The sequence below is a fragment of the Lentzea sp. NPDC020367 genome, from assembly GCF_044387305.1.
Classification (GTDB): domain Bacteria; phylum Actinomycetota; class Actinomycetes; order Mycobacteriales; family Pseudonocardiaceae; genus Lentzea.
Genome location: NZ_JBIRVV010000001.1, coordinates 392,345 through 406,448, shown reverse-complemented (window position 1 = coordinate 406,448; position 14,104 = coordinate 392,345). Strand labels below are relative to the sequence as shown.

The following is a 14,104-nucleotide window of genomic DNA, read 5'->3' as shown; positions in this document are numbered from 1 at the left end:
GCCTCCTCAGTTGGTGTCGGACTCGCCGGCACGGGCCATCCGCATCTGCGTGAAGGTCACCGCGACGAGCATGAGGAACAGGGCGAGCGACATGGTCGCGGCATAGCCGAAGTCGAACTGGCCGAAAGCCTTGTCGTAGATGTACATCTGCAGCACCAGCGACGCGTCCGCCGGACCGCCCTTGGTGCTGACCTGGACGATGTCGAAGACCTGGGTCGAGCCGATCACGTTGAGGATCACGACCATCACCAGGATCGGCCGCAGCAGCGGCAACGTCAGCGAGCGGAACATCTGCCACTCCGACGCGCCGTCGATCCGGCCGGCCTCGTAGATCGTCGCGGGGATCGTCTGCAGACCCGCGAAGATGAGAACGGCGTTGTAGCCCATGGTCTTCCAGACGTTGAGCGCGGCCAGCGTCGGCACCGCCCAGGTGTCCGACCCGAAGAACATGACCGGCTCGCCGGTGACCCAGGTGATCAGCTGGTTCACGATGCCGAGCTGCGGGTCGAGCATCCACGTCCACACCAGCGCCGTGACGACGCCGGAGATGAGGAACGGCAGGATCATCAACCCGCGGACCGTCGTGTTGACCCCCAGGCGGTGCAACACGACGGCGGTGATCAGCGAGACGCCGACGCCCAGCACCACCGACAGCACGACGAAGTACGCCGTGACACCGAGCGAGTGCCAGAACCTGTTGTCGTTGACGAGTTCCTGGATGTTCTCGAGCCCTGTCCACACCGGTGGGCTGAGGATGTGGAACTCGGTGAAGCTCAGGTAGACGCCGCGCAGCATCGGGTAGGCGAAGAACACGCCGAACCCGAGCAGCGCCGGCGCGACGAGCAGCCACGCGACCCACGTGTCGTTGCGGCGGGAAGCGGGGCCTTTGCGCCTGCGTGTGGGCGGAGGCGCCGTGGTGGCAAGGCCACGCACGACCTGGGCGCTTGTGTCCTGCACGGTTGTCACCACGGCACCTCCTGGTCTCAGATGCGGATGCTGTCGACGTCGAACACGGAGTCGTCCGGGTTGCCGATCCGGATGGTGTTGTTGCCCTTCAACAGGTAGACGGGCACGGTGACCTTCTGCGGCGTGTTCCAGTCGTCGTCGTTCGAGCCGGCGACGGGCAGCTTGAAGCTGGTGCCGTTCACCGTGACGATGCCGGTCCTGCTGGCGTCAGCGGAGATGTAGGCCAGTTCGACGAGGTACGTGCCCTCGCGCGGGGCGACGACCGTCGGCATGGTGATGTTGCCGCTGCCGCCGATGTAGCCGACCTTGCTGCCACCCGAGCACGCGCAGCCGTAGACGGTCGCGCCGCCACCGGGGCTGCCCTTCTCCGCCTCGTACGTCACGCTTTCCTGCGGCGTCACGAAGTTCACGGCCTCGGAACGGGCGCCGTTCTGCACGACGGTGAACTCGTAGGCCGTCGCCGGGGTGAGACCGGTGACGGTCGCCTTGGTGTCCGTGGTCGTGGCGATCTTCTTGTTGCCCGCGTAGACGTCGTAACGGACGCCGGACTTTCCGTACCACTTCAGCGACACGCTGTTCGGGGTGGCTGCGGTGCCCTGCACGACACCGGGCGCGACCGAGCCGCGCGGGGTGATCGTGAACAGCTTCGAGCCGTGCACCGGCAGGTCTTCCGTGATGGAACCGGACTTCTGGCCGACGTCCTTCCTGGCCCACACGTCGCGGACCTTCGCGTTGCCCTGGATGCCGAGCTGACCGAGGTCGGCCGTCACCTGCGCGGGCCTGGAGCCGAGGTTGAACAGCGCCACGGTGTAGCTGCCGTCGCGGTTGCGGGCGTACCAGATCTGCTGGTCGGACGACTGGTCCACGGGCCTGGCCGGGACGCCGGCCTGGTTGATCGCGATGACCTCGTTGTTGGTCAGCAGCTTGTAGCCGTAGTCGTCGATCTTCGTGAGGTCGTCGCCGATGTAGAGCGGCGACGACGAGATCGACCACAGCGTCATGTAGCTCTGCCGCTCGGCCTCGGTGAGGCCGTCCATCTGGCCGTTGCCGACGGCGAGGCTGTCGAGGTTGTTCCAGTGGCCGGGGCCGGCGTCGTCGATCCACTGCACGACGTCGCTCCACCGCTGCTTCACCGACTGGTTCCAGGTGACGAGGGTGTCGCAGTAACACTCGACGTCGGTGTCGACGCGCCAGCCGTTGGTGTTGGCCTTCCACACGTCGGCGTGGCGGTGGCTCAGCGCCCACGAGATGAGGAACTCGATCGGGCGGCCGGTGCTCTTGAGGGCTGAGTTCCACGCCTTCACGTCGGTCGTGTTGTCATAGCGCTCACCGCCGCGGAAGCTGCCGGGACCGACGCCGTCGAGCTTCAGGAAGTCGACGCCCCAGCCCGCGAGCACCTGTGCGATCGAGTCGATGTACTTCTGCGAGCACGGGTTCGCGAAGTCCATCTTGTAGGCCATGTCCCACCCGTTGGTCTTGCGCAGGTCCGGGTAGACGATGTCCTTGGTGGTGCAGCCGGGCGCGTTGTAGATCGGCGTCTTGCCGTCGTTGTAGGCCTTCAGGTCCAGGCCGACCGCGAGGTAGGAGCCGAACTTCATGCCCTTGCCGTGGATGTAGTCGCCGAGCCACTTGAAGCCGCGCGGGAACTTCTTCGCGTCCACCACCGGCCGCCCGTACTCGTCGAACGAGCCGAGCCAGCCCGCGTCGACGTTCACGTGGTCGTAGCCGGCCTTCTTGAACTTGGCCGCCAGCACATCTGCCTGGGCCAGCACGTTCTTCTCGTTGAGCCAGCTGGCGGGACCGTCCGGGTTCACGCCGGGGTAGTTGGTCGCCTGCAACGTCCAGCTGCTCCAGCCCATGTACGGCTTCTCGGCTTTGGCCGCGGTCTGCTGTTGGACCTGGGGTGCTTGGGCCTGGGCTGCGGGGACCGCGACCAACGACGCGAGCAGGCCGGCAACGACACCTAACGCTCTCAAGACCACTCCTTTGTGATTTTCCGGCGGTGACTTCAGGCGACTCGAAGGTCATCCATCGCGTCGCGGTCCCAGTCGATTCCGAGACCTGGCGTGTCAGGGGCGAGCGCGTGTCCGTTGCGGACGGTCATCTCGCTCTTCGTGATCCCGCGCAGCTGCGGGATGTGCTCGACGAACTTCCCGTTGGGCAACGCGGCCGCGAGGCTGACGTGCAGCTCCATCAGGAAGTGCGGGCAGACGTCGGCGTTGAACGCCTCCGCGAGGTGCGCGACCTTGAGGAACGGCGTGATGCCACCGATCCGTGCCGCGTCCACCTGGATGATCGAGGCGGCACCGCGTTCGAGGTACTCGCGGAACTGCGCCACGGAGTACAGCGACTCCCCCACCGCGATCGGGATGCTGGTGGCCTTCGCCAGGCGTTCGTGGCCGCTCACGTCGTCCGCCGGCAACGGTTCTTCGAGCCAGGTCAGGTTGACGTTCCGGAACGCGTCGGCTCTGCGGATCGCCTCGGCGCCGGTCATCGACTGGTTTGCGTCGACCATGATCGCGAACCGCTCGCCGACCGCCGCCCGCACGGCCTCGAGACGTTCGACGTCCTCGGTCAGGTCCGGCTTGCCGACCTTCATCTTGATGCCCTGCCAGCCCTGCGCGGCCGTCTCCTTGGCGCCCGCGACGAGTTCCTCAGTGCTCAGGTGCAGCCAGCCGCCCTCGGTGTCGTACAGCGGCACCTCCTGGCGGAACCCGCCTGCCATGCGCCACAACGGTTCTTGGGCTCGCAGGCACCGCAGGTCCCACAGCGCGGTGTCCACGGCGGCCAGCGCCAGCGAGGTGATCGCCCCGACCGTGGTGGACCGCGTGTAAGCGAACAGGTCGTGCCAGACGTGCTCGATCCGGCGAGCGTCGACGCCTTCGAGCCGAGGCAGCAGGTGGTCCTTCAGGAGTGCGAGGACCGAGCTGCCGCCCGTGCCGATCGTGTAGGCGTACCCGAGCCCGGTGAGCCCGTCGTCGGTCTCGACCTCGACGAAGACGGTCTCCTGCTTGATGAACTGCTGGACCGCGTCGGTGCGCAGAGTCTCCACCGGAACGTCGACCTGGAACGCCTCGGCTCGTCGGACCTTTGCCACGCCAACTCCTCGGATCTCTGATCCTATAGGATATTTGACGGGGATTGAACGCTGGCGTTACGAGCATGTCAACCGTCGTTTGGTCACGGTCTCACGCAGGTGAGAGCGTTTTCAACGGGTTCGGGCAGCCGGATCTAGTTCCGGTCCTCCGATGTTTGCAGCTCACAGCCGCACCACACCGGTCACCAGGGATGTGTCGGCGTGTTTAAAAGTGAGTGATTCTGTCTGGTTGTCAGACCAACTCGACAGCGCGCTTCAGCCGCTCCAGCGTCGCCTCGATGTTGCGCTGGTTCGTCACAGCGCGGTCCTTCACCCCGGTCGCGAGCTGCGTGATCGGCACGTACCAGCCGGGCCGGCGATCCCACGTGGACTCGGTGACCCGGCAGCCTTCCGGCGTCGCCTCGATGTCGTACTGCCAGCGCGACACGGCCATGCCGAGCGACTTCACCTCGAACGCGAACCGGGTCGGCGAGCAGTCGGTCACCGTCGAGGTCGTCGGCCACCTTCGCCAGCCGCGCTTGTTGAGGCCGCGGAACCGCGCGCCGACCCGAGGCCCGGCCGCGTTCAGCCACTTGCCGCCCGCGTACTCCTCGGCGCACCCGCTGAGCCCGCGAAGGTCGCTGACCAGGTCGAACACTCGCTGCGGCGAGGCGGCGACATCGATGTGCGCGGAGGCGTCCGGCGTCATGCCGCTGAACTTACTACCGGTAGGTAACCGGCCGCTAGAGCGTCCGGATCGGTTCACCCGCGAGGAAGGCGTGGATGTCCTCCACGGCCTCGGTGAAGTAGGTGCGGTAGTTCCCCTCGGTGACGTACCCGACGTGCGGCGTCGCGAGGACGTTCGGCAGCCCCCGCAGTTCGTCGGTCAGCGGCAGCGGCTCGACCTCGAACACGTCGAGGCCCGCGCCGGCGATCCGCTTCTCCCGCAACGCGTCCAGCAACGCCCCGGCGTCGACGATCGGCGCGCGGGAGGTGTTGATCAGGAACGCCGACGGCTTCAGACACGCCAGCGCGTCCGCGTCGACCAGCCCGCGGGTGCGGTCGCTCAGCACCAGGTGGATGGACGCGAAGTCGCTCTGCGCCAACAGGTCGTTCAGGCCACCAGCGAGCCGGACGCCCTCGGGCTCGACGCGATCAGAAGTCAGGTTGGGGCTCCACGCCACGACGTCCATGCCGAACGCCTTTCCGACGCGCGCGACGGCCTTGCCCAGGTGACCGAAGCCGAGCAGGCCCAAGGTGCGCCCGGACAGGTCGGCGCCGACGGTGCTCTGCCACGGGCCGCCGGCGTGGAAGGCCGCGTTCTCGACGACCAGGTTGCGGGCGAGGCCGAGGATCAACGCCCAGGTCAGCTCGGTCGGCGGGGTCTTGGCGCTGCCGGTGCCGCAGACCGTCACACCGCGCGAACGAGCGGCCTCCAGGTCGATCGACGCGTTGCGCATGCCGCTGGTGATCAACAGCTTCAGGCGAGGCAGCCGGGCGAACAGGGCCGCGTCGAACGGGGTCCGCTCACGCATGATCACCACGCACTCGGCCTCGGCCAGCTCGGCGGCCGGGTCGGGCAGGTGGTCGCGCAGTACCGTCACGTCGAGGCCGGACCAGTCCGCGTTCGCCAGCGCCACGCCCTGGTAGTCGTCGAGCACCACACACCGCATGGGCTGATCATGTCAGAGTAGGCGGATGGGAGCCTTCCACCTGGCACAGGCCAACATCTCGACCGGGCGGTGGGCATTCGACCACTGGAGGATGCGCGGGTTCGTGAGCCGGGTCCAGGCGATCAACGACCTGGCGCAGCAGGCTCCCGGGTTCGTGTGGCGGCCGACTTCCGAGCGGATGATGGACGACCTGAGCCGGTTGGGACGCGATCCGATGCTGGAGGCCTACAACCTCAGCGTGTGGGAGTCGGTCGAAGCTTTGTGGGCGTACGCGTTCAGCGGCGTGCACCTCGAAGCGCTCAAGCGCAGCAAGCAGTGGTTCGAACCGGAGAGCGCGCTCGACGTGATGTGGTGGATTCCCGCCGGTCATCGGCCCACGACAGAAGAAGGCCTCGCGAAGCTCGCCCTGGTGAAGCAGAACGGGCCGACGCCGGAGGGCTTCACGTTCCGGAAGCGGTTCCCGCCAGCGCACCCCGGACGATGATCTCGACCAGTGGCCGGGGATCGATCGCCTCGCCCCGCGCGAACTGCTGCAGGAACAGGCCCTGCACACACGCCCCGAGCGTGTCCGAGGCCGCCAGCGGGTCGCGCGCGCCGAGACCGGCGAGGGCCGGCACCAGCATCGACGCCATCGTGGCCCGGCCTCGCAGCAACGCCTGCCGCACCTGGGGATTGGTCGCGGCCTCCACCCACAGCACCATGCGGGCGGTGACCGTGACGGCGTTCGGGCCCGTCATGAACTCGTAGAGCCGGCACAACTCGTCGACCAGTTCCTCGGGTGACGCCGGCGTGAGCGTCGCCTCGATCTGCGGAACCTCCTTGCGCACCATCCAGTCCACGACGCCGTCGAGCAGCGCGGCACGGCTGCGGAAGTAGTTGGACGTGGAGCCCTTCGGCAGGTCGGCGCGGTCGTCCACGCGGGCGTGGGTGAGGCCTCGCAGGCCTTCGGTGCCCAGGAGCTCGACGGCGGCGGCGAGAGCGCGGTCCCGGTTCGGCATCACCACGACACTATAAACGTAGTGACCGGACACTACGAACGTAGTACCGTCGATCCATGACCGCGACCATCGCCCTGATCGCCTGGATCGCCAACACCGCGATCGGCTTCGCACTGCTGCTGCGCCTGCTCCGAGCACGAAGACGGATACCGGCCCTCGCCCACTACCACCTCGCCACCTCGTTGATCGGGCTCGGCATCTGGATCGCCTTCGTGGCAACGGGTTCGGCACTGCTGGCGTGGGCCGGGTTCGCCGTGCTGACGCTGCACCTCACCCTCGGGGACACCCTGATGGTGAAGGGCTGGCGCAGGAGCAACCCCGACGCGCGGGGCATCGTCTACTTCCGGGCGACGATGTCCCTGCTGAAGAGGCCGCTCCCGCTGGCGCACGCCTGGCTCTCGCCACTGGCCTGGTTCCCGGCCTTCGCCGCCGCGGTGATCAGCAGTTAGGACGCGTGGACTTCCCGGCGAAACGGTCACCCAGCCACAGCAGTGCGTTCGAACCCCACGCGCTGACGGCGGTGACGTGCCCGAGCAACGGCAGCGGCGTCCACTGCACGTCGGCGCCCAGCGAGCACCACTGCGAGCGCAGCTTCTGCCCGACGGCGAACGGGATCAGCTCGTCCAGCGTGCCGTGGTAGAGGTACACGGGCGCGGCCGGCTTGACCGAGCCGAGCGCGTTCTCCTTCAACCGCTTCTGCCACAACGGGTTCTGGATGACGTCCGGCGTCGTCGTCAGCGAGTTGAGGCGCGTGAACGGTGCCACCAAAGCGATCTCGGCGACGCACGACTCGCGGATCCTGTCGATGACCTGCTTGCCGCGCGCGTTGAGCAACGACGTCAACGGCAGTTCGGGGTAGGCCGCGGCGTATCCCGCGGCCGCCGCGAACACCAGTCCCGAACCGGCGTTGCCGTCGTTGAACTTCGCGACCGCGTTGAGGTCGGCCGGCACTCCGCCGGCAGCGACACCCACGACGTTCAGCGAAGGCGCATAAGACTTCCACTGCTCGGCGGCGGCCGACGCGGCCTGACCACCCTGCGAGTACCCGAAAACGCCGACCGGCGCGTCCGCGGACAGTCCGGGGACGCCACTCGCGGCACGGGCCACGTCGAGCAGCGCCCGTCCCTCCGAACGCGACACCGCGTAGGTGTGATCCCCTGGCGTGCCAAGGCCTTCGTAGTCGGTCACCGCGACGGCCCAGCCGTTGAACATCGCCTGCGCGAGGAACGCGATCTCGACCTCGGTGCCGTTCTGCAACTGCCTCGACGGCGCGCACTGGTCGCCCATGCCCTGCGTGCCCATCGCGTACGCCACGATCGGCCGCGGGCCGTTGTTCCACGGCAGCGGCGACACGAGCACCATGCCGGACACGACGGTGCCCTCGCCCGTCGCGGACGTCGAGCGGTACCGGATGTCGTAGGCCTTGACCGGCGCGGGCAGGAGTCTCAACGGCTCCGGGTGCCACGCCACCTCCCGGCTGCTGACCAGCTCCCCCGGTGCGGCCGCGGAAGCAGGCGTGACCAGCGTGAATAAGAGAAGGACGGCGGCGAGCACGGCACGGAGCTGCATCGTTGGACCCCTTTGTGGTAACCGGCGTTACCGCAATGTAGGGCCGAACGCCGCAACAGGACAATAGTCCGTTCGGCTTCATGGATTCACACGAGGCCCTGAGCGAACGAGAAAACGCGGTCGGGGTCGTACTTCCGCGCCACCTCGCGAAGCCGGGTCAACGATGAGCCGTAGTACGCGTTCGCCCAGTCCGGCATCTGCGGATCGAGGTAGTTGACGTACCCGCCGGCGCCGAACATCTTGCCGAGCTCATCGCGCGCCACACCCATGGCACGCCGCGCGTTCGCCTCCCCTGCGGCCAAGGTCAGCTCGACCTGGATGCTCGCCAGAGCATTCCGGTGCGGGAAGGCGGAAGCCGGGCCACGGCCGACCGCGCCGCCCAGGGCGTCGATCATGTTGTACGAGTTCGGGGTGTTCTTGAAGATGTCGGCGAGCTTCTGCGGGTCGGCGATCGGCTTCGTCAGCATCCGCGACGTCGCGACGTAACTCCCGCGCGACTGCGAGCCGCCGCCACCATTCCAACTCGGGCGGCACGAACCGTCGTTGACCTTGCACCACGCGAACCGTTCCATCGCGGCGAGGAAGCTCTGCTCCTGCTCACGACGGGAGGTCGGCTGCGAGCCGACGCGACGGACCAGGTCGTCCAGCAACGGCTTCAGGTTCACCGGCGTGCCGACGAAACAGCCGCCGACCTCGACGTACGGGGTCGAGCCACTGCCCACCCCCACCGTCGAGGTGAGTGCGTCCGGCGCTTTGCCCTGCCAGTCCGGCCAGACGCTGAGCAGCGAGGCCAACGCCGCCGACGGGAAGCCGAGGGTGAACGTCGTGAGGTTGCGCGCCGGTTCGGTGCGGAACACGAACGACGTGACGACGCCGAAGTTGCCGCCACCTCCGCCGCGCAACGCCCAGAACAGGTCGGAGTGTTCCGCGGCCGAGACCGTGCGGTGCACGCCGTCGGGCGTCACGATCCGCGCGCTGACCAGCCGGTCGCTGGTGAGGCCGAACTGCCGGGCGGTCACGCCGATGCCGCCGCCCAGCGTCAGCCCGGAGATGCCGACGGTCGCGCACGTGCCGGCCGGCATCATCCGGCCGGCGTTCGCCAGCGCGACGTACAGGTCCATCAGCAACACGCCCGCGCCGACCTCGACCGTCCCGTCGGCGCGGACGTCGATCCGGTTCAGGCCACGCACGTCGACCACCAAAGCGCCGTCCGCCGTGGAGTAGCCGGGATAGCTGTGGCCGCCGCAGCGGGCGGTGATCCGCGTGCGCTCAGCGCGCGCGATCTCGATGCAGCGCTGAACGTCCGCCGGTGACACGACACGGGCGATCGCGCTGGGACGTTGAGCGTCGTACTGCGTGAAGTAACCGAGCTTGGCGTCTCTGTAGGCGGCGTCGCCGGGCCTGATCAGCTGGACGTCCATTGTGGACTTGCCGGCCAACGCCGACACAGCTCCCAAAGCGGCCGATTGCAGAAGTGCCCTGCGACGCAACATCCCACGAACGTAGGAGTCGGACAAACCGGGGCACAACGGATCAAGCGACCGGTCAAAATCCCGGCTAGGGGTTCACAGCCAGGAACAGGAACGCCGCCAGCAGCACCAGGTGCACGCCACCCTGCAGACGCGTCGCACGACCCGGCACCACGGTGAGAACGCTGACCAGAACCGTGAGCAGCAGCAGGATCATCTGCGTCGACCCGAGGCCGAGCATCAACGGCCCGTCCAGCCAGATGGTCGCGAGCGCGATGGTCGGGATCGTGAGGCCGATGCTCGCGATCGCCGAGCCGTAGCCGAGGTTGATGCTGGTCTGGATCCGGTCGCGCAACGCGGCGCGGGCGGCGGCGATCGTCTCGGGCAGCAGCACCAGCAGGGCGATGACGACGCCGACGAACGACTGCGGGAACCCGGCGGCGCGCACGCCCGCCTCGATCGCGGGCGACTCGATCTTCGCGAGGCCGACCACGGCGATCAGCGCGACGAGCAGGAAGCCGAGGGAGAGCAGCGCGGCCTTGCCGGACGGCGCCTCGGCGTGTTCGTCGGCCTCGATGACGCCGTCCTCGTCGACGGGCAGGAAGAAGTCGCGGTGCCGGACGGTCTGGGTGAAGACGAACATCGCGTACAGGCCGAGGGACGCGAACGCGGCGAACGCGAGCTGCGGGCCGGAGAACTCAGGTCCGGGCGTGGTCGTGGTGAACGTCGGCAGCACCAGCGTGAGGGTGGCGAGCGTCATCACCGTGGCGAGCGCGCCGCCGCTGCCCTCCGCGTTGAACAGGATCGTGTGGTGCTTCATCGCCCCGAGCAGCAGCGAGATGCCGATGATGCCGTTCGTGGTGATCATGACCGCGGCGAACACCGTGTCGCGCGCCAGCGACGACGCCTCGGGCCCGCCGGACACCATCAGCGTGACGATCAGCGCCACCTCGATGATCGTCACCGCGACCGCGAGGACCAGCGATCCGTACGGCTCCCCCACCCTCAGCGCGACGACCTCGGCGTGGTGCACGGCGGCGAGCACGGTCGCGGCGAGGACCAGGGCGACGAGCGCGACCAGCACGCCCCCGAGGTCACGGCCCCAGGTCACGGCGAGCAGGAGCAAGCCGAGCACGGGGGTGATGGTCGTCCAGTGCAGCAGTGGGAAGCGCGGGGCGGCGGCCATGATCCAACCCTCGCATACCGGGCGGGCCGTCCGCCATTCGGCGCAGACCTCATTCCGGACGCAACAAAATGTGGAGCGGAGCGCCCCTGCCGCGCCCCGCTCCACATTTTTATTTCGATGCCGTGTTCGATCCCTAGAAATCGAAGAGGGCACCGGTGTGCGCCAGCATGACGCACGAGTTCGGGTAGGTGTGAACCTCGTTCACGGGCTCACCGCGCCAGAAACCGAACATGGAGACCTCGACAGGCGCGTAGTGGAACGTGCACGCCCTGTCGTCCGCCTGCATGGTTCCCAGGTCGGTGCCCGCCGAGGCCAGCGTCGCGCAGGCGAGGGCCCTGCGCGGGTGCTGGTCACCTCGTTCGCAGGTCAGGACGGTCGCCTTGAAGACGCTGTCGTCGAACTCCGAGTACTGGACGGACAGGAACAGCGCGGTACCCCGATGTGCGGCAGGGGCGGCCGGTGCGGCCTGCGCGGTGCCGGTGAAGACGAAAAGTGACGCGAACAGAGCGACGATCGCAAGAATGCGGCCGAACATGAAAGCGGTCCTCCTGAGACCTCATTAAAACGGGCCGGTTCTCGGCCGAGGCAGATGTTGCCATCATGTTTCGTCGTCGCGAAAGGGGCCAGCACCTGTTCACCGATCACATTTCCACGCTCCACCGAAAGCGTGATTGGGCCGAATGGATGTGGCGCTCGCCACGTTCACCGAGACGCAGCTGCCGACGGACTGTTACGGGTTGCTGACAGACGAGGTTGCGCGCGGACGTATTATTCGAATCATGTCCAAGACCTCCAGACGCGTCGTGTTCGGCGTGCTCCTGATCGTCACACTCGTGGTTTCCGCCGGCGGCGCGCTGGGTTACCTGGGCAGATTGACGCTCGTGTTCGACCGCCATCCCGGAAAACCGCTCGCGATTGTCGAGGAAGTGCCCGGACCACCGGACGGGCCGAACTGCTCGATCGACGCCCGCTACTTCGACGAGGACCCGCGAGGCCTGCGTCCGGAGGTGCTCAAGGCGTGGCTGGCGCTGCGCGCCAAGGCCTCTGAGCAGGGCGTGAAGCTCTGCCTGAACGACGGCAAGCGCAGCCGCGGGCAACAGCAGGCCGAGTTCGACGAGGCGGTGAAGAAGTTCGGCACCGCAGAACTCGCCTCGAAGTACGTGCTGAACCCGCCGGACCGTTCGATGCACGTGATCGGATTCGCCGTCGACATTCAGCCGATCGAATCCGCGAAATGGGTCGAGAAAAACGGCAACAGCCTCGGCTGGTGCCGTCGTTACGAAAACGAGCAGTGGCATTTCGAGTACAACGCCGGCTACCCCACCGGGGGTTGCCCCGCCCTGATCCCCAGCGCGACGGGCAGCTGACCCCCGCGCAAAGGTCTAGACGCCTGGGGTGCGCGGAAGGTTGCGCCGACGTAATCTGACAAGCCCAGTTACCAGATTGGAGCACCCCCGGTGGCCCGTGCCTACGGCGGCATTTCACCCGAGCAGCGCAAGGCGGAGCGCCGGGCGAAGCTGCTCCAGGCAGGCCTCCAGCTCTTCACGAGCGCGGGCTTCGCGGCCACCAGGATCTCCGAGCTGTGCACCGAGGCCGGCGTCTCCACGCGCAACTTCTACGAGGAGTTCGCCTCGAAGGAGGACCTGCTGCGCGACCTGCACGACCTGATCAACGCCACGGCGTTCGCCCAGGTCCGCACGGCGCTCAGCGAGCTGGAGAGCGCCGACGTGGCCGTCCGGATCACGACGCTGCTGGACGTGTTCGTGCGCAGCGTCACGGCCGATCCCCGTGCGCCGCGCCTCAACTACGTCGAGGCCGTGGGCGTGAACGCCGAGATCGAGCAGCAGCACGTGCGCTGGGTGAACACGTGGGCGGAGTTCATCGAGTCCGAGGCGCTGCGTGCGGCGGCCACGGGCGTAGCACCACGGCGGTCATACCGGCTCACCGCGATCGCGCTGGTGGGGGCCATCACGGGGCTGCTGCGGGAGTGGCAGGCGCACCAGCCGCCGCTCGCGGTCGACGAGATCGCCGCAGAGATCCGCGAGCTGATGCTGGCGGCCATCACTCGCCCGTGAGGGTGTTCCGGCACGAAAGCGACCGCACGCTCGCCGCGAGGCTCGTACGGTGCCCGCATGGTCGAGCTTCCGGCACCGCTGGCGCAACTCGCGGCCGACCGCGGCCTCGGGCCGTGCGACCACCGGTTCCGCCGGCGCGTGACGCTCTTCACCGTGCTGGGACTGGTCGCGGCGGCCGCGGTCGTCTTCCTCCTGCTGACGCTCACCGCGGCGCCCCTGTTCATCCTCGCGCTGCCGGTCCTGGTCGCCCTGCTCTTGCTGCAACGCCGCCGCGGCGCCGGTCTGTACCTGTTCGACGGCGGGTTCGTCGTGGCGAGCGGCTGGACGGCACCGCGGGTCGTGACGTGGGAAGAGGCTCAGGGCTCCACGGTCAGGCTGGACGGCACCTACGAGGACTTCCAGCGGGCGGCGACCATCATCCAGACGCGCACTGCCCGCAAGCCGCGCTGAACCGGTGGGGCATCTCTGTCCGTAACCACCCATGTGAGCCGATTCGCCGTTCTCGCGCTGTTGGTGTGCCTTGGGGCCTGTTCCGCGCAACCGGAAGAGGAGACAGCCTCGCCGGCCGAACTGGAGGCCGCTGCCGGTCCGGTGGCGGGGCCCACCAAGGTGTTGCCGGGCGACATCGCGAAACTGCAGGTCGAGGAGTCGCCCGCGGTCGGCGCAGTCGTCGCCGACCGCGAGCACAACACCCTCTACTTCAGCACCCAGGACGGCCCGTCGAAGTCGGCCTGCCTCGAACCCGAGTGCACGCTCGTGTGGCCGCCGTTGCTGGCCGCGGGCGGCCAGATCGAGGCGCCGGGCCTCGACCAGGCGCTGCTCGGCACCACGAAGCGCCCGGACGGCCTGGAGCAGGTCACGATCGCCGGCAAGCCGGTGTACCGCTACGTCGACGACGAGGGCGCCGGCGACACGACCGGGCACGGCGTGGACGACCGCTGGTTCGCCATCTCCCCCACCGGCACGAAGGCCGCCCGCTAGCACCCGAAATTTCGGCGTCCTGCGCAACTGCGTGGTGTGACGCCTGGGCCACACACTGGAACCGGCTGCTCTGCTGAGTAGCCGGTTTGTCGCGTTCGTGTTACTCAAACG

At 68.0% G+C, this 14,104-nt stretch carries 16 protein-coding genes; 6 read left to right on the top strand and 10 right to left on the bottom strand.

All coding sequences use genetic code 11. From position 1 onward, the window contains the following. Positions 1–6: 6 nt before the first annotated feature. From ACH413_RS01785 to ACH413_RS01765, 5 genes are all read right to left on the bottom strand, one after another. Positions 7–957, bottom strand: coding sequence for a sugar ABC transporter permease (locus tag ACH413_RS01785; protein WP_360029711.1), 951 nt, complete (start codon positions 955–957; stop codon positions 7–9). A 26-nt stretch (positions 958–983) separates the two neighbouring features. Next, positions 984–2,942, bottom strand: coding sequence for a fibronectin type III domain-containing protein (locus ACH413_RS01780; protein ID WP_360029709.1), 1,959 nt, complete (start codon positions 2,940–2,942; stop codon positions 984–986). A 32-nt stretch (positions 2,943–2,974) separates the two neighbouring features. Continuing rightward, positions 2,975–4,063: a mandelate racemase/muconate lactonizing enzyme family protein gene (locus ACH413_RS01775; protein WP_360029708.1), complete on the bottom strand. Its 1,089-nt coding sequence runs from the start codon at positions 4,061–4,063 to the stop codon at positions 2,975–2,977. 232 nt (positions 4,064–4,295) lie between these two features. Next, the gene (locus ACH413_RS01770) at positions 4,296–4,751 is read right to left on the bottom strand and encodes an SRPBCC family protein (protein WP_360029707.1); all 456 of its coding nucleotides are present in this window, start codon (positions 4,749–4,751) and stop codon (positions 4,296–4,298) included. A 34-nt stretch (positions 4,752–4,785) separates the two neighbouring features. Continuing rightward, positions 4,786–5,715 carry a D-2-hydroxyacid dehydrogenase family protein gene (locus tag ACH413_RS01765; RefSeq protein WP_360029706.1) on the bottom strand — a complete coding sequence of 310 codons (930 nt, stop codon included), beginning with the start codon at positions 5,713–5,715 and terminating at the stop codon, positions 4,786–4,788. 25 nt (positions 5,716–5,740) lie between these two features. Here ACH413_RS01765 and ACH413_RS01760 point away from each other — a divergent pair, with 25 nt between their 5' ends. Further along, on the top strand, positions 5,741–6,199 hold the full coding sequence (locus ACH413_RS01760; RefSeq protein WP_360029705.1) for a DUF3291 domain-containing protein: 459 nt from the start codon (positions 5,741–5,743) through the stop codon (positions 6,197–6,199). On the opposite strand, the gene ACH413_RS01755 is transcribed toward ACH413_RS01760, so the two are convergent. Then, positions 6,156–6,713, bottom strand: a complete 558-nt coding sequence (locus ACH413_RS01755) for a TetR family transcriptional regulator C-terminal domain-containing protein (RefSeq protein WP_360029704.1) — start codon at positions 6,711–6,713, stop codon at positions 6,156–6,158. The two genes, ACH413_RS01760 and ACH413_RS01755, sit on opposite strands and share 44 nt — an antisense overlap. 56 nt (positions 6,714–6,769) lie before the next feature. Here ACH413_RS01755 and ACH413_RS01750 point away from each other — a divergent pair, with 56 nt between their 5' ends. Continuing rightward, positions 6,770–7,162 (top strand): hypothetical protein, encoded by a 393-nt coding sequence (locus ACH413_RS01750; protein WP_360029703.1) that lies wholly within the window; start codon positions 6,770–6,772, stop codon positions 7,160–7,162. Here the strand turns inward: ACH413_RS01750 and ACH413_RS01745 are convergent. From ACH413_RS01745 to ACH413_RS01730, 4 genes are all read right to left on the bottom strand, one after another. Next, positions 7,152–8,282 (bottom strand): lipase family protein, encoded by a 1,131-nt coding sequence (locus tag ACH413_RS01745; protein WP_360029702.1) that lies wholly within the window; start codon positions 8,280–8,282, stop codon positions 7,152–7,154. The genes ACH413_RS01750 and ACH413_RS01745 overlap by 11 nt on opposite strands. Positions 8,283–8,368: 86 nt before the next feature. Beyond that, positions 8,369–9,775: an FAD-binding oxidoreductase gene (locus ACH413_RS01740; protein WP_360029701.1), complete on the bottom strand. Its 1,407-nt coding sequence runs from the start codon at positions 9,773–9,775 to the stop codon at positions 8,369–8,371. Between the two features lie 64 nt (positions 9,776–9,839). Next, positions 9,840–10,937, bottom strand: coding sequence for an ionic transporter y4hA (locus ACH413_RS01735; protein ID WP_360029700.1), 1,098 nt, complete (start codon positions 10,935–10,937; stop codon positions 9,840–9,842). 133 nt (positions 10,938–11,070) lie between these two features. Next, a complete protein-coding gene (locus ACH413_RS01730; RefSeq protein ID WP_360029699.1) occupies positions 11,071–11,472 on the bottom strand; it encodes an SSI family serine proteinase inhibitor in 402 nt (133 codons plus the stop codon). A 244-nt stretch (positions 11,473–11,716) separates the two neighbouring features. On the opposite strand from ACH413_RS01730, the gene ACH413_RS01725 reads away from it, so the two are divergent. The 4 genes from ACH413_RS01725 (at position 11,717) to ACH413_RS01710 (ending at position 13,993) form a co-directional block, all read left to right on the top strand. Continuing rightward, a complete protein-coding gene (locus tag ACH413_RS01725; RefSeq protein ID WP_360029698.1) occupies positions 11,717–12,304 on the top strand; it encodes a D-alanyl-D-alanine carboxypeptidase family protein in 588 nt (195 codons plus the stop codon). 90 nt (positions 12,305–12,394) lie between these two features. Continuing rightward, on the top strand, positions 12,395–13,012 hold the full coding sequence (locus ACH413_RS01720) for a TetR/AcrR family transcriptional regulator (protein WP_360029697.1): 618 nt from the start codon (positions 12,395–12,397) through the stop codon (positions 13,010–13,012). A gap of 57 nt (positions 13,013–13,069) precedes the next feature. Then, positions 13,070–13,462 (top strand): hypothetical protein, encoded by a 393-nt coding sequence (locus ACH413_RS01715; protein WP_360029696.1) that lies wholly within the window; start codon positions 13,070–13,072, stop codon positions 13,460–13,462. Between the two features lie 33 nt (positions 13,463–13,495). Further along, complete coding sequence (locus ACH413_RS01710; protein ID WP_360029695.1) at positions 13,496–13,993, top strand: hypothetical protein; 498 nt, start codon at positions 13,496–13,498, stop codon at positions 13,991–13,993. Positions 13,994–14,104 lie beyond the last annotated feature (111 nt).